Origin of the sequence: Aquabacterium sp. (genome assembly GCF_035476535.1) — a bacterium.
In the GTDB taxonomy this organism is placed as follows: domain Bacteria; phylum Pseudomonadota; class Gammaproteobacteria; order Burkholderiales; family Burkholderiaceae_C; genus Pseudaquabacterium.
In genome coordinates this window covers 26543-49062 of sequence record NZ_DATILJ010000244.1, presented here as the reverse complement: position 1 = coordinate 49062, position 22520 = coordinate 26543, and the positions used below count along the sequence as shown (strand labels likewise).

Below are 22520 nucleotides of genomic sequence, written 5' to 3'. Positions count from 1 at the left end.
GCGCCCCCTCGGGGGGAAGCGAACGAAGTGAGCGTGGGGGCATCATGTCGCGGTGTTTTCCGCGATGTAGGCCTTGACGCGTTGCGCATCCACCGGCATCACGGTGAAGCGCTTGGGCAGCGCTTCGATGCCTTCCAGCGCCGCGGGGCGCGTCGGCTGGCGGCCCAGCGCCTCTTCGATGGTGGCTGCGAACTTGGCCGGCAAGGCGGTCTCCAGCACGATCATCGGCACGCCGGGCTGACGCCGTTCCAACGCCACCTTCAGGCCATCGGCCGTGTGGGTGTCGATCATGTCCTGGTACTGCTGCCAGGCCTGGCGGATGGTGGCCAGGCGATCGGCATGCGTGCTCTTGCCCGAGACGAAGCCGGTGATCGGAATGCGCGCCACTTCTTCGGCCGACAGGCTGAAGCCGCCCTCTCGAACCAGACCGGGACCGAAGATCTGCGCAATGCGCGCGCCATCGCGGTTGGTCAGGTCGAAGACGTAGCGTTCGAAGTTCGAGGCCTTGCTGATGTCCATCGACGGGCTGGAGGTCTCGTAGGTCTCGGCGCTGCCGCGCACGCGGTAGGTGCCGGTGCGGAAGAACTCGTCGAGCACGTCGTTCTCGTTGGTCGCCACCACCAGCTGCGCGATCGGCAGGCCCATCATGCGCGCCACATGGCCGGCGCAGACATTGCCGAAGTTGCCCGAGGGCACGGCGAAACTGACCTTCTGCGCGTCCGATGTCGTGGCCTGGAAATAACCCGCGAAGTAGTAGACCACCTGGGCCAGCAGCCGCGCCCAGTTGATCGAGTTCACCGTGCCGATCTTGTGCTGGCGCTTGAATGCCAGGTCGTTGCTGACGGCCTTGACGATGTCCTGGCAGTCGTCGAACACGCCTTCGATCGTGATGTTGTGGATGTTGGGGTCTTGCAGGCTGAACATCTGCGCCTGCTGGAACGGGCTCATGCGGCCGTGCGGCGACAGCATGAACACGCGCACGCCCTGCTTGCCGCGCATTGCGTACTCGGCGGCGCTCCCGGTGTCGCCCGAGGTGGCGCCCAGGATGTTCAGCGTTTCGCCGCGGCGGCCCAGTTCGTACTCGAACAGGTTGCCCAGCAGCTGCATCGCCATGTCTTTGAAGGCCAGCGTCGGGCCATTGGACAGACCTTCGATGAATAGCCCGTCTTCCAGCTGGCGCAGCGGCACGATCGCGTCGGTGCCGAAGGTGGTCTTGGTGTAGGTGCGATCGACCAGTGCCTTCAGGTCTTCACGCGGAATGTCGTCGATGAACAGCGACAGGATCTCGAAGGCCAGTTCGTTGTACGGCAACCCACGCCAGCGCAGCATCTGGAAGCCGTTGACGCGCGGGTAGCGCTTGGGCATGTACAGCCCGCCATCGGGCGCCAGGCCTTCCAGCAGGATTTCGCAGAAGCGGCGCTCGGTCTGGTCGCCGCGGGTGCTGACGTAGCGCATCAGTTCAACTCTTCTTTGCGGATGTTGACGATGGGCGCCAGCACAGTCGGCAGCGCCTGCATCTTGGCCAGCGCGGCGCGCATGCGGCCTTCGACGGTGTCGTGGGTCAGGATGATCAGGTCGGTCTGCTTCTCACCTTCGGCGCTCTCACGCTGCAGCACCGCATCGATCGAGATGTCGTGTTCGGCCAGGATGGTGGTGATCTTCGACAACACCCCTGTCTGGTCGGCGACCTGCAGGCGCAGGTAGAACGAGGTCACCACGGCGCTGATGGGCAGGATCGGCGTGTCGTGCATCGCATCGGGCTGGAAGGCCAAGTGCGGTACGCGGTGATCGGGGTCGGCGGTGTGCAACCGGGTGATGTCGACCAGGTCGGCCACCACAGCGGAAGCCGTCGGCTCGGCGCCTGCTCCCTTGCCGTAGTACAGCGTGGTGCCGACCGCGTCGCCCTGCACCACCACCGCGTTCATCGCGCCTTCGACATTGGCGATCAGGCGCTTGGCAGGCACCAGCGTCGGGTGAACGCGCAGCTCAATTCCCTCGTCGCGCCGCTTGGTGATGCCCAGCAGCTTGATGCGGTAGCCCAGCTGATCGGCGTAGCGGATGTCCGCGGCCTGCAGGCTGGTGATGCCCTCGACATGGGCCATGTCGAACTGAACTGGCGTGCCGAAGGCGATCGCGCTCATGATCGACACCTTGTGGCCGGCGTCGATGCCTTCGATGTCGAAGGTCGGATCGGCCTCGGCGTAGCCCAGGCGCTGGGCTTCCTTCAGCACCACGCCGAAGTCCAGCCCCTTGTCGCGCATCTCGGACAGGATGAAGTTCGTCGTACCGTTGATGATGCCGGCGATCCATTCGATGCGGTTGGCGGTCAGGCCTTCGCGCAGCGCCTTGATGATCGGGATGCCGCCGGCCACCGCGGCCTCGAAGGCGACCATCACGCCCTTGTCGCTGGCCGCGGCGAAGATCTCGGTGCCGTGCACCGCGAGCAAGGCCTTGTTGGCGGTGACCACATGCTTGCCGGCGGCAATGGCCTCCATCACCAGCGCCTTGGCGATGCCGTAGCCGCCGATCAGCTCGATCACGATGTCGATGTCCGGATTGGCGATCACCGCCCGCGCATCGGCCACCACCTCGACACCCGTGCCGCCCATGTCGGCGACGAGCGTCTTGGCCCGCGCCACGTCCAGGTCGGCCACCATGGTGATCTCGATGCCGCGGCCGGCACGACGCCGAATCTCCTGCTGGTTGCGCGTCAGCACCTTGAAGGTGCCGGATCCGACAGTACCGATGCCGAGCAGGCCGACCTGGATGGGTTTGGTTTCGACATCACGTCGCTGCGCGACATGAGTCTCCACCGCAACACTGCGTGTTGTCATAGCGTATGCCGCTTTCTGTAGTGCGAGAGGAAACGTTCGATGCGGCCGATCGCGTCGGCCAGGTCATCGGAATTGGGCAGGAAGACCAGCCGGAAGTGATCCGGGTTGATCCAGTTGAAGCCGGTGCCCTGCACGATCAGCACCTTCTCCTCGGCCAGCAGCTCGTAGGCGAACTGCTGGTCGTCGGCAATCGGGTACATCTTCGCGTCCAGCTTCGGGAACATGTACAGCGCGCCCTTGGGCTTGACCACGCTGACGCCGGGAATCTGCGTCAACAGCTGGTAGGCCAGGTCACGCTGGCGGCACAGCCGGCCGCCCGGCGCCACCAGGTCCTTGATGCTCTGGTAGCCGCCCAGAGCGGTCTGGATCGCCAATTGGCCCGGCGTGTTCGAGCACAGCCGCATCGAGGACAGCATGTTCAGGCCTTCGATGTAGTCCTTGGCGTGGCGCTTGTCGCCGGAGACGATCATCCAGCCGGCGCGGTAGCCGCAAGAGCGGTAGTTCTTCGACAGGCCGTTGAAGCTGATGAACAGCACGTCGTCGGCCAGCGAGGCGATGCTGGTGTGGGTGTGGCCGTCGTACAGCGTCTTGTCGTAGATCTCGTCGGCAAAGACGATCAGCTGGTGCTGGCGGGCGATCTCGACGATCTCCGTCAGCAACTCGTCCGGATACAGCGCGCCGGTCGGGTTGTTCGGGTTGATGACGACGATGCCGCGGGTGTTGGGCGTGATCTTGCGGCGGATGTCGTCCAGGTCCGGCAGCCAGCCGGATTGTTCGTCGCAGACATAGTGCACCGGCCGGCCGCCGGACAGCGAGACCGAGGCCGTCCACAGCGGGTAGTCGGGCGCCGGCACCAGAATCTCGTCGCCGTTGTCGAGCAGCGCGTTCAGGCTCATCGTGATGAGCTCCGAGGCGCCATTGCCCAGGTACACGTCGTCGATCGTGACCCCGGCGATGTGCTTTTCCTGGCTGTAGTGCACCACCGACTTGCGCGGCGCGAACAGGCCCTTGCTGTCGGTGTAGCCCGCGGCGTGCGGCAGGTTGCGGATCATGTCCTGCACGATCTCGTCGGGCGGCTCCAGGCCGAACGCGGCGATGTTGCCGATGTTCAGCTTGATGATCTTGTGGCCCTCGTCTTCCATCTCGCGAGCCTTGTCGAGCACCGGGCCGCGGATGTCGTAGCAGACGCTGTCGAGCTTGCCGGACTTGGTGATCGGTTTCAAAACGGTGTCTCCTGATCGGCCACTGCATGACCTCACCGGCCAGGATGCTGCGACGCAAAAACTATAATTTTATCTGGTGCAACGCTGGCGCCCTGCCGCCGCTCTTCGTGAAATTTCAACCCGACCACCTTGCCGGCACCAATGTGCTCACCCGCCATGCCCCCGGCGAACTGTGGGTCGGTGGTACACGCTTCACTGAAAGTCTGCTGGTGCCCTGGGTCGGCGAGGTCCTGCCTTGGTCACCGCGCACACCGCAGGAATTGACGGCCGGGCATTTCGAGGCGCTGCTGGCGCTGAAGCCCGAGTTGGTGATCTTCGGCAGCGGAGCACGGCTGCAGTTCGTATCGCCGGCGCTGCTGCGCTCACTGATCGAACGCCGCATCGGCGTCGAGACCATGGACACCGCCGCAGCCTGCCGTACCTACAACGTGTTGGTGGCCGAAGGGCGCAAGGCCGTGGCCGCCTTGCTACTGCCTCAGGCACCGGAAATGGTCTGAGGGATACCCTGCCCCCAAGCATCGGAAGACCGAGCGGCGCCGGAACTTTATAATCACAGGTTACGCCCCTCAAGGGGCGCCACGTCTGACCACCCCACCCGCTCATGACGCCTGTCCTCAACAAAGCCCTGCCCGACTTCGAAGCGCAAGCCACCAGCGGTGTGAAGTTCACGCCGCAGGCCTTTGCCGGCCATTCGGTGGTGCTGTACTTCTACCCGAAGGACCATACACCCGGCTGCACCACGGAGGCGATGCAATTCCGTGACAAGCACAAGGATTTCCTGAAAGCCGGCGCCGTGGTGTTCGGCGTCTCGCGCGACAACATGGCCTCGCACGAGAAATTCCGCCAGAACCTGGAACTGCCCTTCGAGCTGATCGCCGACACCGAAGAGAAGCTTTGCCACATGTTCGGTGTGGTCAAGAACAAGATCATGTATGGCAAGAAGGTCAAGGGCATCGAGCGCAGCACCTTCCTGATCGATGGCGGCGGCGTGCTGCGCGCCGAATGGCGCGGCATCAAGGTCGCCGGCCATGTCGACGAAGTGTTGAAGGCCGTCAAGGACCTGAAAAAGGCTGCCTGAGCAAGCCATCGCGCAGCGGCTGGCCCGGCCGATGGCCGTCACGCGATTGCAACAGACAGCGGGTTCGACTTATGCATAATCGAACCATGCTTGTGAGTCGCCCCTTGCGTTTCACCTGAAAGTCCCCAAGCCGCACAGACGACTGTGCGGCTTTTTTGTTTGTCCTTTTGCCTAGCCATCGAGTCCATGCCACTGCCAAAGCCGCCTGCCACCAAAGCCGCATTGCTGAGCCCCGTTGACTTCGAAGCGCAGGCCGCGCCCCGCACTGACAAGAAAAGCCTCAAACCGGCCGCCGCCGAGCCGGCGACAGGCGCGCTGGACCTGTACGACGAATCGTCCACCGTGGCCGCGCCGGTGAAGTCGCCGGCCAAGGCAGCGGCGCCGGTGAGCCAGATGCCGTCCAAGGCGCCCAGCCTGGCCGCCGCGGCCAAGCCGCGCGTGCGCAAGCCGCGTGGCGACGGCCCGCCCAAGCTCTTCGTGCTGGACACCAACGTGCTGATGCACGACCCGATGAGCCTGTTCCGCTTCGAGGAACACGACGTCTTCCTGCCGATGATCACGCTGGAAGAACTGGACGGCCACAAGAAGGGCATGAGCGAGGTCGCGCGCAATGCGCGCCAGGTCAGCCGCGAACTGGACGCGCTGGCCACCGACACCAAGTTCGACCCCAAGGAAGGCATTCTGCTGGCCAAGACCGGCCACAAGGACGCCGGCGGCAAGCTGTTCTTCCAGACCACGCTGTTCACGATCAAGCTGCCGGATGGCCTGCCGCAGGGCAAGGCCGACAACCAGATCCTGGGCGTCGTGCAGTCGCTGCGCGAACAGCATGCCAGCCGCGAAGTGGTGCTGGTGTCCAAGGACATCAACATGCGCGTCAAGGCACGCGCGCTGGGCCTGGCCGCCGAGGACTACTTCAACGACAAGGTGCTGGAAGACGGCGACCTGCTGTACACCGGCGTGCTGGCGCTGCCCGGCGACTTCTGGGAACGTCATGGCAAGACCATGGAGAGTTGGCAGCAAGGCGGCCAGACCTTCTACCGCATCAGCGGGCCGATGGTGCCGGCGCTGATGGTCAACCAGTTCGTCTTCCTCGAGTCGCCCGGCGCCGCGCCGCTATACGCCCGCGTCACCGAGATCACCGGCAAGACCGCGGTGCTGAAGACGCTGAAGGATTACAGCCACGCGAAGAACTCGGTCTGGGGCGTCACCGCGCGCAACCGCGAACAGAATTTCGCGCTGAACCTGCTGATGGACCCGGAATGCGATTTCGTCTCGCTGACCGGCACCGCCGGCACCGGCAAGACGCTGATGACGCTGGCTGCCGGCCTGTCCCAGGTGCTGGACGACCGGCGCTATACCGAGATCATCGTCACCCGCGTCACCGTGCCGGTGGGCGAAGACATCGGTTTCCTGCCCGGCACCGAGGAAGAGAAGATGGGCCCGTGGATGGGCGCGCTGGACGACAACCTCGAAGTGCTGGCCCGTGGCGACGGCTCGGCCGGCGAATGGGGCCGGGCCGCGACGCAGGATCTGGTGCGCTCGAAGATCAAGATCAAGAGCCTGAACTTCATGCGCGGCCGCACCTTCCTGAACAAGTTCGTGCTGATCGACGAAGCGCAGAACCTGACCCCCAAGCAGATGAAGACGCTGATCACCCGCGCCGGCCCGGGCACCAAGATCGTCTGCCTGGGCAACCTGGCGCAGATCGACACGCCCTACCTGACCGAAGGCTCCTCGGGCCTGACCTATGCGGTCGACCGCTTCAAGGGCTGGCCACATTCCGGCCACGTGATGCTGGCGCGCGGCGAGCGCTCCCGCCTGGCGGATTTCGCCTCCGAAGTGCTGTAGGAACAAGGGCCCCACGCCGGTAAAACACGGGGGCCCTTGTTCATTTCTTCAGGTCATCGAAGAAAGCCTTCGAGTTGAACTCGCGGCCGAGGAATTCCTTGACCAGCACGGTCGGCGGCCGCTGGCTGCCGTTGGCCAGCACGATGTCGCGGTAGCGCTTGCCGACTGCCGCATCCAGGCGGTTGTTGCCGAACGCGGTGCGCATATCCATCGCCACCACCAGGCTCCACAGGTAGCCGTAGTAGCCGGCGCTGTAGTTGGTGGCGATGTGCGCGAAGCCAGCCGGGAACATCGTGCCCTTCACGTGGCCCAGCGGCGTGGCGCCTTCCATCGCCGCCCACAAGGCCATCGGGTCACGCTGCTCGATGCCGTAGAGCGCCAGGTCGTAGCTGGCAAACAGGTGCTGGCGGCTCTGCTGAACGCCCTTGCCGTAATCCTTGGCGGCCTTGGCCTGCTCGATCATCGTATCGGGCACCGGTTTGCAGGTCGGGCAGACCTCGGCGAAAAGCGTCAGCACCTGCTTGTCGTAGATCCAGTCCTCGAGCATCTGCGACGGCGCCTCGACGAAATCGCGCTTGACCGAGGTGCCGGCCTGCTGCACGTAGCGCGTGGCTGACAGGTTGTTGTGCACCGAATGGCCCAGCTCGTGCAGCAGGGTTCTCAGCTCATCCAGCGTCAGGCCCTTGCGGTCGAAGTTCACCACCAGCGCGGCCTGCGGCACACGCCGCGCCGCGGCGGAACCACCCCGCATGCTCCACACCGCCGCATGGTTGTACTTGCCGTCACGCGGGTAGAGGTCGACCCACAGCGTGGCCAGCGCCTTGCCGTTGGCCGCGTCCGATACACGGTAGGCCTGGACCTCCGGATGCCACAGCGTGACGCCTTCCACCCGCTCGTAGCGCACGCCCATCAGCTTCTCGATCAGGCGCAGGCAGAACTGCAGGCTTTCCTGCGGCGGAAAGTATTGGCGGAAGGCTTCCTGGTCGACGCTGAAGCGGGCACGGCGTACACGCTCGGTATAGAAGGGCACGTCCCAACGCTCCACGCGCGCACCGTCCGGCGCCTGCGCAAGATGCTCGGCCTTGGCACGGCGCAGCTCTTCGACCTCCTGGCGCTCGCGCGCCTCGACGGCGGCCTTCACTTCCGCCAGGAAGGCCTGCGCACGCGGCAGCGTCTCGGCCATGCGCCGGCGCAAGGTGAATTCGGCCCAGCTGCCGGCACCGAACAGCGTGGCGTATTCCTTGCGCAGCTGGGTGATCTCGGCCAGCAGCTTCAGGTTGGCCTCGCCGCCTTCGTTGACCTTGGCGCGCCACATGCGCTCGCGCGAGGGTTCCAGCTCGGCCGACTGCATCACGGCGTTGTAGGTCGGGTAGTCCACGCCCAGCAGCAGCTTGCCGGCGTCGTCGCGCTTGGCGCTCTTCCAGGCCGATTCGGGCACGCCCTTCAGCTCGGCCTCGGTGTAGGCCACGCGCACGCCGGCATCGCGGATGTGGCGCTGGAAATCGACGCCCAGCGACGCAATGCGGTCGGCCAGTTCCTTGGCCCGCGCGCGTTGCGCCGGCGGCAGCGAGACGCCGGCGTCCTCGAAACCCTCCAGCGTGGTCTTCACCAACTCACGATCGATGGCGTCCCGGGGCTTGAATTGCCGTACCGCCTTGAAGAGCTTTTCGTTCTGCCCCAGCGTGGACGTGAAGTCGTTCCAGCGCAGTTCGCAGGCTTCCGAGGCCTCGCGCACTGCCTTGTCGGGATGCACGGCCGAGACGAACTGCTGCGGGTAACCGAGGTCTTCGAGCGCGGCGTTGAACGCGTCGAAGGCCCCCAGCCAGCGGACATCGACCGCGCGCTTCTCCAGTTGCCTCAGCAGCTGGTTGGCGCGCGTGATGTTCTTGTCGCAGGAGGCCTTCAGCGCCTCGGCGTTCGGGTAGTTGGGAAAGGCGGGGCCGGGCAAGGTCGGGGCAGCAGCCAGGCAGGCGCCACCGGCCAGCGCCAGGACCAGCAGACTCAGGGTGGTTTTCATTCAAGGACGTCCTGGTGAGGCGCTCAGTGCACAGCAGCCTGGACGGCGGCCAGGGCTTTCTTCGGGTGAATCAGGTTGCGCCGGCCATCGGCACTGCGTTCGGCCGTGCCGACGATCGCGGCGATCACCTCGGTCGGCTTGAGCCGAGGGTTGACCACCAGCAGCTTGGCCGCCAGGTTGGCCACCTGCGGCGCCGCCATCGAGGTGCCCGACAGCGCCACGCGCTGGCCGCCGGGCAGGAAGCTTTCGACCTGGTAGCCGTTGGCATGTACCTTGACCGTCGGGCCGTAGCTGGTGAACGGCGCTTCGTCGCCGGCACGGTCCACGGCGCCAACGGTCAGCAGGTTCGGCAGCACGATGTCGGCCGGCATGTCCTCGGCGAAGCTGGCGTCGCTGTTGCTGTTGCCGGCAGCGGTGATGAACAGGATGCCGGGTGCACTTTCGAAGGCCTTGGTCAGCGCCTTCTTGCCGATGTCGAAGTACTCGCGGGCCAGCGCCTTGCGTTCCTCGGGCGTCTTGCCGATGCCGCACTGTTCGAGATCACTGGTGATGGCACCGACGCTCCCGCCCCAGCTCATGTTGACGACCCGCGTGCCGTGCCGCTTGAAGTGATCGACCGTGCCCTGGTAGGACTGGGCTTCGCGCTCGGTCTGTTCGCGGCTCGGGCAAGGATCGGGCTTCAGCGTGTGGCCGAACTCGATGCGGCCGACCACCAGCCGCGCCAGCGGGTTGCCGGCCAGCGTGATGCCGGCCACATGCGTGCCGTGCTCGTAGTTGCCGGTCAGGCCGATCTCTTCGAGGGTGGCCTTGTACTGGTCCGGCGCCAGCGTCGACAGCAGTTGCTTGACCTGGCTGGCCTCGGGGCTGTCGATGTTCGATTGCAGGTCCGAGAATCCCTTGGTGCGGCCGATCATCTGCGGCAGCTTGGCCTGCAGCGCGCCCGGAATCGGCATCAGCTCGCCCTTGGTGGGCCTGGCGTATTTGTCATAGGCCTGCACCGGCGGCGTGCCGGCGGCGGACTTCAGCAGTTGGCCGGGAAACAGCTTGCTGTCGACGCCGCTGTCCCAGACGCCCACGGCGACCGGCCTGGCCTTCTTGCCCGGCGCCAGCACGAAGTCGCGGCCCGCCCAGATGTCGGGCTTTTGCACCTTGTGCGCGGCCAGGTAGCTGCCATAGGTGTCGATCAGCACCTGTTTCAAGGGCAGCACGGCCACCAGGGCCAGGCGCGCGTTGACGACGCCGGGCGCGAAGTCGCTGCTCAGCGCGCCATTGGTGTCGATGATCGGCTGCCAGACCTCGCGCACCCGGCCCAGGATCAGCGCCTCGCCGATCAGTTCGGCGCTGGCCTTGCCGCCTTTGATGTCGTTCTCGATCACCGCATACGGCAGCGGCTCGATCTCGCGCTTGATCGTCTCGGCGACGGCTTGGCGGTAGCCTTCGCTGCCGATCGCATGGCGCTTGGCGGCGTTGGCCATGGCCCGCAGGCGCAGGCCGGACAGCAGCTTGTCGGCCGGTTTTTCCTGCAGCGCACGCACTTCTTCAGCGCGGGTGAGCGCGCTGTCGTATTGGCCGTCCAGGAAATCCAGCGCCGCCAGCGTGGCGATCAGGTCGCGCTGCGTGCCTTTGTCGGGAATGTCGTAGCCGGCGAGCACCGATTCGGTGTCGCGCCGCAGCGCGGCGGCGAAGGGGCCGAAGCGCTCCGGCGAGCGCACCACGTCTTCGAGCTTGCCCTCGATCTTGTAGGAGAAGCGCGGCAGGTCGGCCGCCTTCTCGATGCGGGGTTTGGTCTGCGCCGACGCGAGGCTTGTGGCCAGCGTCAGCACCAGCAGCGCGACGGAGCGCGCCAGGGTGATGTGCAACATGCGGGGTTCCCGGAAGTCCAGGGCCGACATGCTACCGGTGCGGCGCCGCGCCGCCGACACCCTGCGATGAACGACAGTTTTGGAGGATCAGGCTGCGCTGAAAATGTCCTTGATCTGCTGTAAGGCGCTGGGGTCCTCGATCGTCGTCAGGTCGCCCGCATCACGCCCCTCGCACACCGCCTGGATCGCGCGGCGCAACAACTTGCCGGAGCGCGTCTTCGGCAGCAGCGTGACGAAGCGCACCCGCGCCGGGCGGGCCACCGCGCCGAGTTGCTCGTCGACCAGCTTCATGATCGCGCCCTCGAGCTTCAGCGCCGCGCCGGCATCGGCGGCCAGCGAGGCATCCTTGAGCACGACGAAGGCCATCGCGACCTGGCCTTTCAGCGCATCGGCAACGCCCACCACGGCCACTTCGGAGACCGCCGCATGGCTGGAGATGCTCTCCTCGATCTCGCGCGTGCCGAGCCGGTGCCCGGCGACGTTGATCACGTCGTCGGTGCGGCCGAGGATGAAGTAGTAGCCGTCCTCGTCGCGGATGGCCCAGTCGAAGGTGTTGTACAGCGGCCGGCCCGGCATGCTGCTCCAGTAGGTCTTGACGAAGCGTTCGTCGTCGCCCCACACGGTCTGCATGCAGCCGGGCGGCAAGGGGCCTTCGATCGCCAGCACGCCCTTCTGATGAGCGCCGGTCAGCGTCTCGCCGGTGGATTCATCGATCAGCTTGACGTCGTAGCCGTACATCGGCACGCCGGGTGAGCCGAACTTGGACGCAGCGGGTTCGACCCCGTTGGCGATGGTCAGGATCGGCCAGCCGGTTTCGGTCTGCCAGTAGTTGTCGATGATGGGTTTGCCCAGGCCTTCGGCGATCCACTGCGCGGTGGTCTCGTCCAGCGGTTCACCGGCCAGGAACAGGCTGCGCAACGACGACAGGTCGTATTGCTTCAGGAGCGCCGGATCCTGCTTCTTCAGCACCCGCACGGCGGTGGGCGCGCTGAACATCACGTTGACCTTGTAGCGCTCGACCAGCTGCCACCAGATGCCGCCATGCGGGCGCGTCGGCAGGCCCTCGTACATCAGCGTGGCCATGCCGGCCAGCAGCGGGCCGTAGACGATGTAGCTGTGGCCGACGACCCAGCCGATGTCGCTGGTCGAAAAGTAGGTCTCGCCGGGTTGGCCGCAGAAGATGTGCTTCATCGACGCGGCCAGGGCCACCGCATAACCGCCGGTGTCGCGCTGCACGCCCTTGGGCTTGCCGGTCGTGCCGCTGGTGTAGAGGGTGTAGCTCGGGTGCGTGGACTCGACCCAGGTGCAGGGCACGATGGCATCGGCCAGTTGCTCGCGCAAGGCGGCGTAGTCAGCATCGCGTCCCGGCACGCGCTCGAAGGCCGCGAGGCCCCGGTCGACCATCAGCACACGCTCGGGCTTGTGCGCGGCCTGGCGGATGGCTTCGTCGAGCAAGGGCTTGTAGGCCATGACCTTGCCGCCGCGGCTACCGGCGTCGGCGCTGACGATGACGGTGGGTCGCGCATCGTCGATGCGGCTGGCCAGGCTGCCGCTCGCGAAGCCGCCGAAAACCACCGAATGCAGCGCGCCGATGCGCGTGCAAGCCAGCATCGCAAAAGCCGCTTCGGGAATCATCGGCATGTACACCAGCACCCGGTCGCCCTGCTTCACGCCCAGGGACAGCAGCATCGCCGCCATGCGCTGCACCTCGGCACGCAACTGGGCGAAGCTGTAGCTGCGCTCCTGGTCCACCTCGGTCGAGACCCAGATCAACGCGGGCTGGTCCGCGCGGTCCTTCAGGTGGCGGTCGACCGCGTTGTGGCACAGGTTGGTGCGGCCGCCGACGAACCACTGCGCGAACGGAGGCTTGCTGTAGTCGCAGACCTGCGAGAACGGCGTTTCCCAGTCGATCAGTGCGGCTTGCTCGCGCCAGAAGCCGTCGCTATCCACGATCGATCGGCGGTAAAAGTCGGTGTAGCGGGTCATGGCTCGGCGCTCCTGGGCAGCTCGCTGGATCTTCTTTGCGGATCTCTGGGCGGTCAATGCCCGGCGCATTGCAAGGCCTGGCACTGACAACACACTGACGCATGCGTTCAGGCCGCCCGAGACTTGACCGGTAACAATTGCCCGGGTTTCGCCCAGGTTCTGCACGGACTGGACTGGCCGCATGCGGTGATATCCTCGCGCGCTGTGCTGCGCCCGACCTCATCCCTCCTGCGCCTGTGCGCCCAGAGCCTGTGGCTGGCTGCGGCCTGCGCCCAAGCCGCGCCCGAACCGACGCCCGCCCCCGCGCCGCCCGCGGCCACCGACCCGGTGATGAACCTGCTGGCCGAGCGCAAGCTGCTGAAGCCGCTGGTCGAGGGGGCGGCGCTGGTGCAATCGGTGCGGGACACCACGTCGGACCTGGTGATGTCGGCGATGAACTTCCTCGGCGTGCCCTACCGTCGCGGCGGCAACAGCGAAGAAGCCGGGTTCGATTGCAGCGGCTTCACCCGCCACATCTTCGAGATGAGCCTGGGCCTGGTGCTGCCGCGCCGCGCCGACGAACAGGCCAGCACCAGCGTGCTGCAGAAGATCACGCGCGAGGAACTGAAGCCCGGCGACCTGGTGTTCTTCAACACCATGCGCCGCACCTTCTCCCATGTCGGCATCTACGTCGGTGACGACAAGTTCATCCACTCGCCGCGCGCCGGCGGCGAGGTGCGCATCGAAAGCATGCGCGAGGCCTATTGGTCGCGCCGCTTCACCGGCGCCCGCCGTGCCGAGCTGGGCGGCGCGGCCCTGCCGCAGGCCACCGCACGCTGATCACCGCGCCGTGATCGCCACGGCCGTGACGGCGCCATCCCCCGCCGCGCGGCAGGGCTGAACTTGCCGGCGGTCATGGCGCCGCACGGGGGCCACGGCACAATCAGCGCATGGGCGAAACCGTCATTCCTTTGGCCGATCTGCGTTATGCCGCGCCGGTGCCGGTCATCCCGGCGCTGCTGACACCCGCCTCTGGCCTGTTGGCCGACCGCTTGGGCCGACCGCTGCACGACCTGCGCATCTCGGTCACCGACCGCTGCAACTTCCGCTGCAGCTACTGCATGCCCAAGGAGGTGTTCGACCGGGACTACGTGTTCCTGCCGCAGAGCTCTCTGCTGAGCTTCGAGGAGATCACGCGGCTGGCCCGGCTGTTCGTGGCGCATGGCGTGCACAAGCTCCGGCTGACCGGTGGTGAACCGCTGCTGCGCAAGCACCTGGAAGTCCTGATCGGCATGCTCGCCGAACTGCGCACGCCCGATGGCCAGCCGCTGGACCTGACGCTCACCACCAACGGCTCGGTGCTCGCGCGCAAGGCCCAGGCGCTGGCCGATGCGGGACTGAAGCGCGTCACCGTCAGCCTGGATGCCCTGGACGACGCCATCTTCCGCCGCATGAACGATGTCGATTTCCCGGTGGCCGATGTGCTGCGTGGCATCGAAGCCGCGCGAGCCGCCGGGCTCGGGCCGATCAAGGTCAACATGGTGGTCAAGCGCGGCACCAACGACCAGGAAATCGTCGCCATGGCGCGGCACTTCCGCCACTCCGGCATCGTGCTGCGCTTCATCGAGTACATGGATGTGGGCGCCAGCAACGGCTGGCGCATGGACGAGGTGCTGCCCTCGGCCCAGGTGCTGCAGCGCCTGCAGGCCGAATGGCCGCTGGTGCCGCTGTCGCCCAGCGCGCCCGGCGAAACCGCCGAACGCTGGCGCTACGCCGATGGCGGCGGCGAGGTCGGGCTGATCTCCAGCGTGACCCAGGCCTTCTGCAGCGATTGCAACCGCGCCCGGCTGTCCACCGAAGGCAAGCTGTTCATGTGCCTGTTTGCCAGCAGCGGGCACGACCTGCGGGCCTTGCTGCGATCGGGCCGCAGCGACGCCGAGATCAGCGCGGCGCTGGGCCTGTTGTGGGCCGGGCGGGACGACCGCTACTCGGAACTGCGCAGTGCAGATGCGCCATCGGCCTCCTCCGGCGAACGGCGTGTTGAAATGCACTACATCGGTGGATGAGCGGCCATGACCCAGACCCTCGAACAGATCGCTTCCTGCATCTCCGGCTACGACCCGAATGCGCTGCCGGTGGCGCAGGCCCAGGAGTTCATCGCCCGGCTGGTGCCCAAGGTGCAGGCGGTCGAGCGGGTGGCCATCCGCAGCGCGCTGGGCCGCGTGCTGGCACGCGACCTGATCTCCGGCATCGACGTGCCCTCGCACGACAACTCGGCGATGGACGGGTTTGCGCTGCGCGGCATGGACCTGGCCGACGATGGCCCGACGCTGCTGGCCGTGGCCGGCACGGGCCTGGCCGGCCAGCAGTTCACCGGCCCGGTGCCGCCGGGGCATTGCGTGCGCATCATGACCGGCGCGGTGATGCCCGATGGCCTGGACACCGTGATACCGCAGGAGTTCACCACGCTGAACGCCGAGGGCCTGGTCAGCGTGCCGGCCGGCATCGTGCGCACGGGCGACAACCGCCGGCTGCGCGGCGAGGATCTGGCGCGCGGTGACGCAGCCTTGCACGCCGGCCGCCTGCTGCGACCGGCTGACCTGGGTTTGCTGGCGTCACTGGGGCAGGCCGAGGTGGCGGTGTTTCGGCGCTTGCGCGTGGCCTTCTTCTCCACCGGCGACGAATTGCGCTCCATCGGCGAGCCCTTGGGTGAAGGCGAGGTCTACGACAGCAATCGCTACACCATCTGGGCCATGCTGACGCGCCTGGGCGTTGACGTGCTGGACCTGGGCGTCGTGCGCGACGACCCGCAGGCGCTGCGCGAGGCCTTCACGCGGGCCGCGGCCTGCGCCGATGCAGTGATCACCTCCGGCGGCGTCAGCGTCGGCGAAGCGGACCACACCAAGCGCATCATGGCCGAGCTGGGCGAGGTGCTGTTCTGGAAGATCGCGATGCGGCCGGGGCGGCCGATGGCGATCGGCAAGATCTGCGAGCCCGGCAACGCCGGGCGCGAAGCCATCCTGTTCGGGCTGCCCGGTAACCCGGTGGCCGTGATGGTCACCTTCTATGCCTTCGTGCGCGACGCCCTGCTGGCGATGAGCGGGGCCACCGCCGAAGCCCTGCCGCCGCTGCAGGCGGTGTGCACGACCGGCCTGCGCAAGAAGGCTGGCCGCACCGAGTACCAGCGCGGCATCGTCAGCCGCGGGCCCGATGGCCGCTGGCAGGTGGAGATCACCGGCAGCCAGGGGTCCGGCATCCTGCGCAGCATGAGCCAGGCCAACGGCCTGGTGGTGCTGCACCATGGCCAGGGCCATGTCGCGGCGGGCGATCTGGTCGAAGTGCTGCCGTTCGACGGGCTGACCTGACGCTGTTTTATCTGACGCGTCTCTTGAACGCTAGGCCGTAGAGGCCTCGGCCGGCGGCGGCGCAACGGTTTCGGTCTGCCATTGCAGGCGCAGCTGCGCCCCCACCGTGTCGAGCAGGCTGCTGCGCTCGATGGGCTTGGGCAGGAAGGCATTGGCGCCGGCCTCCAGGCAGCGCAGGCGGTCGACGCTGGAGGCATTCGCCGACACGGCCACGATCGGCAGTTCGTTCGCCGGCCGAGTCTGGCGGATGCGCCGCGTGGCCGACAAGCCGTCCATCACCGGCATCACCGAATCCATCAGCACCAGGTCCGGCCCGCCCTCGCCCACCGGCATCAGCGCGCGGTCCACCGCTTCCTGGCCATGGTGGGCCTCGTCGACCTCGAAGCCCAGCGTGCCGAGCATCTCGCACAGCAGGGTGCGGTTGCCCGATACATCGTCGACCACCAGCACCCGCCGGCGCCGGCCGCTGTACCCGGTGATGCCGGCGCGGCGCAGCGGTGCTTCGCCAGCGGCGCCCTGCCGCAAGGCCACCACCAGTTCGAACCAGAACACGCTGCCCACTTGCAGCTGGCTGGCCACGTGCACCTCGCCGCCCATCAGCCGCACCAGCTGACGGCTGATCGCCAGGCCCAGGCCGGTGCCGCCGGAGCGGCGGTGCAGGTCGCCCACCTGCTCGAAGGGCTCGAAGATGTGCTCCAGGTGCTGCGGGTCGATGCCCACACCTTCGTCGCGAACCTCGAAACGCAGGCGCACCAGCGACTCTTCGCGCCCGGCCTCGCGCACCACCAGGGCGATCTGGCCGCGGTCGGTGAACTTCACGGCATTGCTCAGCAGGTTCAGCAGCACCTGGCGCAGCCGCTGCTCGTCGATCACGATGGTGCCAGGCACTTCCGGCGCCAGTTCGAGCTGGAAGCTCAGGCTCTTCTCCAGCGCCTTGATGCGGATGATGTCGGCCACGCCCAGCAGCAGCGCATGCAGGTCGGCGACCACCGGTCGCAACTCGGTGCGCCCGGCCTCGATGCGCGACAGGTCGAGGATGTCGACGATCAGCGTCAGCAGGTGCTCGCCGCTGGTCTGGATCGTCGCCAAACCCTTGCGCTGACGGTCGCTGAGGCCAGCGTCCATCTGCAGCAGTTGGGCGTAACCGAGCACCGCGTTCAAGGGCGTGCGCAACTCGTGGCTCATGCGTGCGAGGAACTCGCTCTTGGCCAGGTTCGCCACCTCGGCGCGCTCCTTGGCCAGGCTCAGCTCGGTGGTGCGCTCGGTCACCAGCTCTTCCAGGTGGTCGCGGTGATGCTGCAGCTCCGCTTCGCGCTGGCGCAAGGCGGCGATCATGCTGTTGAAGGCCTGGGCCATGGCGCCGATGTCGCGTGGCCCGGTGACCTCGGCATGCACATTGGCCTCGCCGCGTTCGGCCCGCGCCATGGCCTGCGACAGTGCATTCAGCGGCTGCGTCAGCCGGTCAGCGAACCAGCGCAGCGCCAGCAGGAACAGCAGCGCGAAGAAGAAGGACACCGCCATGTTCGTCAGGAACACGTTGCTCATCATGCGCGTCAGCGTAGTCTTGCTGAGCACCACGCGTACTTCGCCCAATAGCTCCTCGGGTTGCGCGGCGACGACAAAGGGGGAATCGTTGGCGCGGCGGGTCCACACCGGCGCGGCGAAGTGCCAGGCGCCAGCGGTCTCACCGGCCAGGTAGGCCTGGCGCGGTGCGGGCTGTGCACGGGGTGCAGCCACCGCGGCGTCGACAGGCAGGTCGGACTTGCCGCGCGGGGCTTCCGGCAGCGCGCCGGGCGTGCCGCGGGCCAGCAGCACGGTGCCACTGGCATGACGCACCTCGACGCCGATGACGTCCGGGAAGGCCTGCGTGGTCTGCACCGCTTCGCTGACGTTGTCCGCCGCGCCGTACAGCAGCGCCAGCGTGCTTTGTGTCGACAGGCTCTGGGTGATGCGCTGGCCTTGCTCGATCAGCGTGTCGCGGATGCCGCGGCTGGCCTGCCAGGAGCTGACCAGCGAGGACATCAGCGCAATGAAGAGCACGCCGACCGTGACCATCACGCCCAGCTGGCGGCGGAAAGTGCTGCCCTGCAAGCCGCTGGCGAGGGGCCGACTGGCCGAGGACGCTGTGACTTCGGCACTCATGTCATGACTCCGGGAAAACCATGTCGAAGCTGTGCTGGCCGGCAGCGAAATTCAGCCCCAGGTGATTGGCTGCGCGCACGTTGGCGGCGATCAGCACGTCTTTCAGCGGCAGCACGCCGCTGGGCCGGGCGCCGCCCAGCGCGGCCAGGGCGGCACCGCCAAGCCGCCGGCCCAGCGCCAGGTTGTCCGGGTACAGCGAGAACAAGGCGCCGCGGCGCACATGGGCCACGCTGCTGGAGATCACCGTGAAGCTGCGGTCCCAGGCTTCCTGCAGCACCAGCGGCAGGACTGACGAGTCATCGACAGTAGTGGAGTCGTGCGGCAGCCACAGGGCGTCGCGGCGCGATTCCAGCGTGGCCATCGTCCCCTGATAGGCGCGCAGTGCCGATTTCAGGTCTTCGGCTTCGGTGGCCAGCAGTTCCAGGCCCTGCGCACGCGCAGCTTCCCGCGCCAGCCGCATCAACCAAGCGTTCTGGCGCGGGTCGAAGACCACCGCGACGCGCCTCGCGCCGGGCACCAGCGTGCGCAGCCGGGCAAACAGCAGCGCCGGGTCGGGTGTCAGGCTGTGCACGGCGAAGTCGCGTGCTTCGGCTTCCGGCACCGCCAACACGCCGCCGGCTACCACCGGCAGCGCACGCTCCAGCGCCGCCGCCGCCTTCAGGCCATTGCGGCCGAGCGCGATCACCACGCGCAGATCGCGGCGGCGCAACTCGGTCGCCAGCTCGGGACCGATGGTGGCGGTGCCCACCGCAAAGCTCGCCACGCGGCCCTTGGCCTGCTGCTCGATGCCTTCGATGATCTTGGTGAAGATGCTGCGGTAAGGCTCGCCGATGTCCGGGTACAGCACGCCGATGGCCGCCGCCGGTTCGGCCGCAACAGCGTGCCGGGCGACCGGCAACAGCACCATCGCTTGCACGATGGCGCGCCTGATTCTCGAGGGTGGGTAGTTGCCCGTGGCCGCCGTCATGTCCCGTGCTGCACGGCCCATCCGCGCGTAGGGTCATTCTCCGTCGGGGCACCACCCGCGCCAAGCAAGGTGTTGGCGCCATCCGACGTGCGTGCCGAGCAGTTCACGCTGCCCGGCTTCGCGTAAGCCTCAATGCACCGCCGCCGTGGCATCGGCCAGCGCCGGCGTCGAGATTTCACCGGGCACCCGGCCGCGGGCAAACAGCGTGTAGACGGTGGGCACGACGAAGATCGTCAGCAGCGTGCCGACCGACATGCCACCGACGATGACCCAGCCGATCTGCTGCCGGCTTTCGGCGCCCGCGCCACTGGCCAGCGCCAGCGGCAGGGCACCGAGCACCATGGCCCCCGTCGTCATCATGATCGGGCGCAGGCGCAAGGACGCGGCTTCGATCGCCGCCTCCACCGTGGCCCGCCCCTGCTGGCGCAGCTGATTGCTGAACTCGACGATCAGGATACCGTGCTTGGTGATCAGCCCGACCAGCGTGATCAGCCCGATCTGCGAATAGACGTTCAGCGTGCCGCCGCTGAGCTGGATCGCACCCAGCGCACCGACCATCGACAGCGGCACCGACAGCATGATCACGAAGGGATCGATGAAACTCTCGAACTGGGCTGACAGCACCAGGAAGATGAACACCAGCGCCAGCACGAACACCAGCGCCAGCGCGCCGCTGGATGAACGGAACTCGCGCGACACGCCGTTCAGCTCGGTGGTGTAACCGGGCTGGAGCACTTTGCGTGCGGTCTCGTCCATGAAGTTCAGCGCCTCGCCCAGTGAGTAGGTCGGCGCCAGATTGGCACCGATCGACACCGAGCGCCGCTGGTTGAAGTGGTTCAGTTCGCGCGGGCTCACCGATTCACGCACCTTGACCAGCGAGGACAGCGGCACCATCACGTCGTTGCGGCCACGCACGAAGAGCTTGTCGATGTCTTCCGGCGTCGTGCGGCCCGAGGTCTGCGTCTGCACCAGCACGTCGAACTGGTCGGCGCCGCGCTTGTAGCGCGTGACCGCGCGGCCGCCGAGCATGGTCTCGACGGTGCGCGCGACCTGGTCGACGCTGACGCCGGCATCGGCCGCGCGGTCGCGGTCGACTTCCATGAACAGCTCGGGCTTGTTCAGCCGCAGGTCCGAATCGGGGGCGATGAAGCCCGGGTTCTTCGCCATCTCGGCCAGGATGGCCTGCGTCGCGACCGCCAGGTTCTGGTAGCTGTCGTTGGTGACGACGACGAAGTTCACCGGCCGGTCCCGAAAGCCCTGGCCCAGGCTCGGTGGCGTCGATGCGAACGCGCTGACGCCGGGCAGGCCGGCGAACTTGACCTGCATGTCGCGCGCGATCTGCAGCGTGCTGCGCTGGCGCTCGGTCCAGTCCTTGGCGCCCATGAACGCCACCGCCTGCGACACCGTCGGGTTGCCGGACGATACGAACACGCGGTCGAGTTCCGGGTAGTCGGCGGCAATGCGTTCGATCTCCCGGCCATAGCGCGCGGTGTAGCCGAGCGTGGCGCCATCCGGGGCGTTGATCGAGCCGAGCACGATGCCGCGGTCTTCCATCGGCGCCAGCTCGCTGCGCAGGCCGCCGTAGAGCACCCAGCTGCCGGCGCCGCAAGCGGCCATCACCACCAGCACGATCCAGCGCTGGCTCAGCACCCAGCGCAGCGCGCCGGTGTAGCGCCCGGTGATCCAGACCAGCACACGCTCCATGCCGCGATCGAAGAAGTTCGGCTTCGGGTTGTGCTTGAGCAGCAGGCTGCACATCATCGGCGTTAGGGTCAACGCGACAAAGCCGGAGACGATCACCGCGCCGGCCAGCGCCAGCGCGAATTCGACGAACAGCCGCCCGGTGCGGCCGGGCGTGAAGGCCAGCGGCGCGAACACCGCGGCCAGCGTCATCGTCATCGCCAGCACCGCGAAGCCGATTTCCTTGGCGCCCAGCAGCGCGGCCTGGAACGGCGTCATCGTGTGGCCGTCGCCTTCCTCGATGTGGCGGAAGATGTTTTCGAGCACGACGATCGAATCATCGACCACCAGGCCAATCGCCAGCACCAGCGACAAGAGCGTGAGCGTGTTGATCGTGAAGCCGGCCGCGGCCATCAGCGCGAAGGTGCCGATCAGGCTGACCGGAATCGTCACCAGCGGAATCACCGAGGCACGCAAGGTGCGCAGGAACACGAACACCACCAGCGCCACCAGCCCCACCGCCTCGGCGATGGTGCGATACACCGACTTCACCGAGCGGTCGATGAACACCGAGTTGTCGTTGGCGACCTGCACCTTCAGCCCGGGCGGCAGATCGAGCTGCACCCGCGGCAGAGCCTCTGCCACGCCGGCGGATATGTCCAGCGGGTTGGCGGTGGCATTGCGGATGATGCCGGCCGACACCGCCGGCACGCCGTTCAGGCGCACGCTCTGGCGCTCGCTGGCCGGCGCCTGCTCGATGCGCGCGACATCCTTCAGCCGCACGGTGAAGCCGCCGGTGACTTTCAGTGCCACTTCGGCGAACTGGCGCTCGGTGTTGAGGTCGGTGCGTGCGGTGACGTTGAACTCGCGCTGCTGGCTCTCGATGCGGCCGGCCGGCACTTCGAGGTTCTGCTTGCGCAGTGCATCCTCGACATCCAGTGTCGTCAGCCGGTACGAGGCCAGCTTGTCCGGGTCCAGCCAGATGCGCATCGCGAACTTGCGCTCGCCGAAGATCGGCACGTCGGCGACGCCGGGAATCGTCTGCAGGCGTGGCTTGACGATGCGGTTGACGACATCGGTGATCTCCAGCGGCGACATGGTCTCGCTCGTGAAGGCCAGCCAGACCACCGGGAAGGCGTCGGCCTCGACCTTGGCGACGATCGATTCGTCGGCCGCCTCCGGCAGCCGGCCGCGCACACGGGCCACGCGGTCGCGCACGTCGGCGGCGGCGGAATCCGGGTCCTTGCTCAGCTTGAAGCGCACGCTGATCTGGCTCTGCTCCTGGCGCGAGATCGAGGTCAGGATGTCGACACCGTCGATGCCGGCGATCGAATCCTCCAGCGGCTTGGTGACCTGCGACTCGATGACCTCGGACGACGCGCCGATCAGCCGCGTGCTGACGGTGACCACCGGCTCATCGATGCGCGGGTACTCGCGCACATTGAGCTTGGTGTAGGACACCGCACCGACCAGCAACAGCAGCAGAGACATCACGGTGGCGAATACCGGCCGCCGGATCGAGATCTCGGAGAGTTTCAT

Annotated in this window: 15 protein-coding genes; 6 read left to right on the top strand and 9 right to left on the bottom strand. The window is 67.1% G+C overall.

The window, feature by feature from the left end; translation table 11 throughout:
• Positions 1-42: 42 nt before the first annotated feature.
• Genes thrC through VLK61_RS24205 form a run of 3 tightly spaced genes read right to left on the bottom strand, consistent with a single transcriptional unit; the run spans position 43 to position 4057 of the window.
• Complete coding sequence (thrC, locus tag VLK61_RS24215; RefSeq protein WP_325424799.1) at positions 43-1455, bottom strand: threonine synthase; 1413 nt, start codon at positions 1453-1455, stop codon at positions 43-45.
• Positions 1455-2834, bottom strand: coding sequence for a homoserine dehydrogenase (locus VLK61_RS24210; RefSeq protein ID WP_325424797.1), 1380 nt, complete (start codon positions 2832-2834; stop codon positions 1455-1457). The genes thrC and VLK61_RS24210 overlap by 1 nt, the downstream gene beginning before the upstream one ends.
• A complete protein-coding gene (locus tag VLK61_RS24205) occupies positions 2831-4057 on the bottom strand; it encodes a pyridoxal phosphate-dependent aminotransferase (RefSeq protein ID WP_325424795.1) in 1227 nt (408 codons plus the stop codon). The genes VLK61_RS24210 and VLK61_RS24205 overlap by 4 nt, the downstream gene beginning before the upstream one ends.
• A 26-nt stretch (positions 4058-4083) precedes the next feature.
• Between VLK61_RS24205 and VLK61_RS24200 the strand changes: the two genes are divergently transcribed.
• The 3 genes from VLK61_RS24200 to VLK61_RS24190 all read left to right on the top strand — a co-directional run bounded on the left by VLK61_RS24200 (position 4084) and on the right by VLK61_RS24190 (position 6983).
• The gene (locus VLK61_RS24200) at positions 4084-4554 is read left to right on the top strand and encodes an Mth938-like domain-containing protein (protein ID WP_325424793.1); all 471 of its coding nucleotides are present in this window, start codon (positions 4084-4086) and stop codon (positions 4552-4554) included.
• A gap of 104 nt (positions 4555-4658) precedes the next feature.
• On the top strand, positions 4659-5135 hold the full coding sequence (locus VLK61_RS24195; RefSeq protein ID WP_325424791.1) for a peroxiredoxin: 477 nt from the start codon (positions 4659-4661) through the stop codon (positions 5133-5135).
• Positions 5136-5321: 186 nt separating this feature from the next.
• Positions 5322-6983 (top strand): PhoH family protein, encoded by a 1662-nt coding sequence (locus VLK61_RS24190; protein WP_325424789.1) that lies wholly within the window; start codon positions 5322-5324, stop codon positions 6981-6983.
• A gap of 40 nt (positions 6984-7023) precedes the next feature.
• Here the strand turns inward: VLK61_RS24190 and VLK61_RS24185 are convergent, their stop codons facing one another.
• The 3 genes from VLK61_RS24185 to VLK61_RS24175 form a co-directional block, all read right to left on the bottom strand.
• Complete coding sequence (locus VLK61_RS24185) at positions 7024-9000, bottom strand: M3 family metallopeptidase (protein WP_325424787.1); 1977 nt, start codon at positions 8998-9000, stop codon at positions 7024-7026.
• A 23-nt stretch (positions 9001-9023) separates the two neighbouring features.
• Entirely contained in the window at positions 9024-10862 is a 1839-nt protein-coding gene (locus VLK61_RS24180) for a S8 family serine peptidase (protein ID WP_325424785.1), read from the bottom strand.
• An 87-nt stretch (positions 10863-10949) separates the two neighbouring features.
• Complete coding sequence (locus VLK61_RS24175) at positions 10950-12917, bottom strand: propionate--CoA ligase (RefSeq protein ID WP_325424783.1); 1968 nt, start codon at positions 12915-12917, stop codon at positions 10950-10952.
• A gap of 135 nt (positions 12918-13052) precedes the next feature.
• Here VLK61_RS24175 and VLK61_RS24170 point away from each other — a divergent pair, with 135 nt between their 5' ends.
• The 3 genes from VLK61_RS24170 (at position 13053) to glp (ending at position 16192) form a co-directional block, all read left to right on the top strand.
• Positions 13053-13667, top strand: coding sequence for a C40 family peptidase (locus VLK61_RS24170; RefSeq protein WP_325424781.1), 615 nt, complete (start codon positions 13053-13055; stop codon positions 13665-13667).
• A gap of 110 nt (positions 13668-13777) precedes the next feature.
• The gene (gene moaA, locus VLK61_RS24165; RefSeq protein WP_325424779.1) at positions 13778-14893 is read left to right on the top strand and encodes a GTP 3',8-cyclase MoaA; all 1116 of its coding nucleotides are present in this window, start codon (positions 13778-13780) and stop codon (positions 14891-14893) included.
• A 6-nt stretch (positions 14894-14899) separates the two neighbouring features.
• A complete protein-coding gene (glp, locus tag VLK61_RS24160) occupies positions 14900-16192 on the top strand; it encodes a gephyrin-like molybdotransferase Glp (protein ID WP_325424777.1) in 1293 nt (430 codons plus the stop codon).
• 30 nt (positions 16193-16222) lie between these two features.
• Here glp and VLK61_RS24155 read toward each other — a convergent pair whose 3' ends face one another.
• From VLK61_RS24155 to VLK61_RS24145, 3 genes are all read right to left on the bottom strand, one after another.
• Positions 16223-18334 carry an ATP-binding protein gene (locus tag VLK61_RS24155; RefSeq protein ID WP_325424775.1) on the bottom strand — a complete coding sequence of 704 codons (2112 nt, stop codon included), beginning with the start codon at positions 18332-18334 and terminating at the stop codon, positions 16223-16225.
• 1 nt (position 18335) lies between these two features.
• On the bottom strand, positions 18336-19241 hold the full coding sequence (locus VLK61_RS24150; protein WP_325424773.1) for an ABC transporter substrate binding protein: 906 nt from the start codon (positions 19239-19241) through the stop codon (positions 18336-18338).
• Between the two features lie 189 nt (positions 19242-19430).
• Positions 19431-22520 carry an efflux RND transporter permease subunit gene (locus tag VLK61_RS24145; RefSeq protein WP_325424771.1) on the bottom strand — a complete coding sequence of 1030 codons (3090 nt, stop codon included), beginning with the start codon at positions 22518-22520 and terminating at the stop codon, positions 19431-19433.

Bases quoted from the DNA above. Each gene is read 5' to 3' on its own strand.
- VLK61_RS24180 (WP_325424785.1), bottom strand. From the start codon at position 10,862: ATGTTGCACATCACCCTGGCGCGCTCCGTCGCGCTGCTGGTGCTGACG.
- moaA (WP_325424779.1), top strand. From the start codon at position 13,778: ATGGGCGAAACCGTCATTCCTTTGGCCGATCTGCGTTATGCCGCGCCG.
- VLK61_RS24145 (WP_325424771.1), bottom strand. From the start codon at position 22,520: ATGAAACTCTCCGAGATCTCGATCCGGCGGCCGGTATTCGCCACCGTG.
- VLK61_RS24175 (WP_325424783.1), bottom strand. From the start codon at position 12,917: ATGCGCCGGGCATTGACCGCCCAGAGATCCGCAAAGAAGATCCAGCGA.
- VLK61_RS24150 (WP_325424773.1), bottom strand. From the start codon at position 19,241: ATGGTGCTGTTGCCGGTCGCCCGGCACGCTGTTGCGGCCGAACCGGCG.
- glp (WP_325424777.1), top strand. From the start codon at position 14,900: ATGACCCAGACCCTCGAACAGATCGCTTCCTGCATCTCCGGCTACGAC.
- VLK61_RS24155 (WP_325424775.1), bottom strand. From the start codon at position 18,334: ATGAGTGCCGAAGTCACAGCGTCCTCGGCCAGTCGGCCCCTCGCCAGC.
- thrC (WP_325424799.1), bottom strand. From the start codon at position 1,455: ATGCGCTACGTCAGCACCCGCGGCGACCAGACCGAGCGCCGCTTCTGC.
- VLK61_RS24200 (WP_325424793.1), top strand. From the start codon at position 4,084: ATGACCTCACCGGCCAGGATGCTGCGACGCAAAAACTATAATTTTATC.
- VLK61_RS24210 (WP_325424797.1), bottom strand. From the start codon at position 2,834: ATGACAACACGCAGTGTTGCGGTGGAGACTCATGTCGCGCAGCGACGT.
- VLK61_RS24195 (WP_325424791.1), top strand. From the start codon at position 4,659: ATGACGCCTGTCCTCAACAAAGCCCTGCCCGACTTCGAAGCGCAAGCC.
- VLK61_RS24185 (WP_325424787.1), bottom strand. From the start codon at position 9,000: ATGAAAACCACCCTGAGTCTGCTGGTCCTGGCGCTGGCCGGTGGCGCC.
- VLK61_RS24190 (WP_325424789.1), top strand. From the start codon at position 5,322: ATGCCACTGCCAAAGCCGCCTGCCACCAAAGCCGCATTGCTGAGCCCC.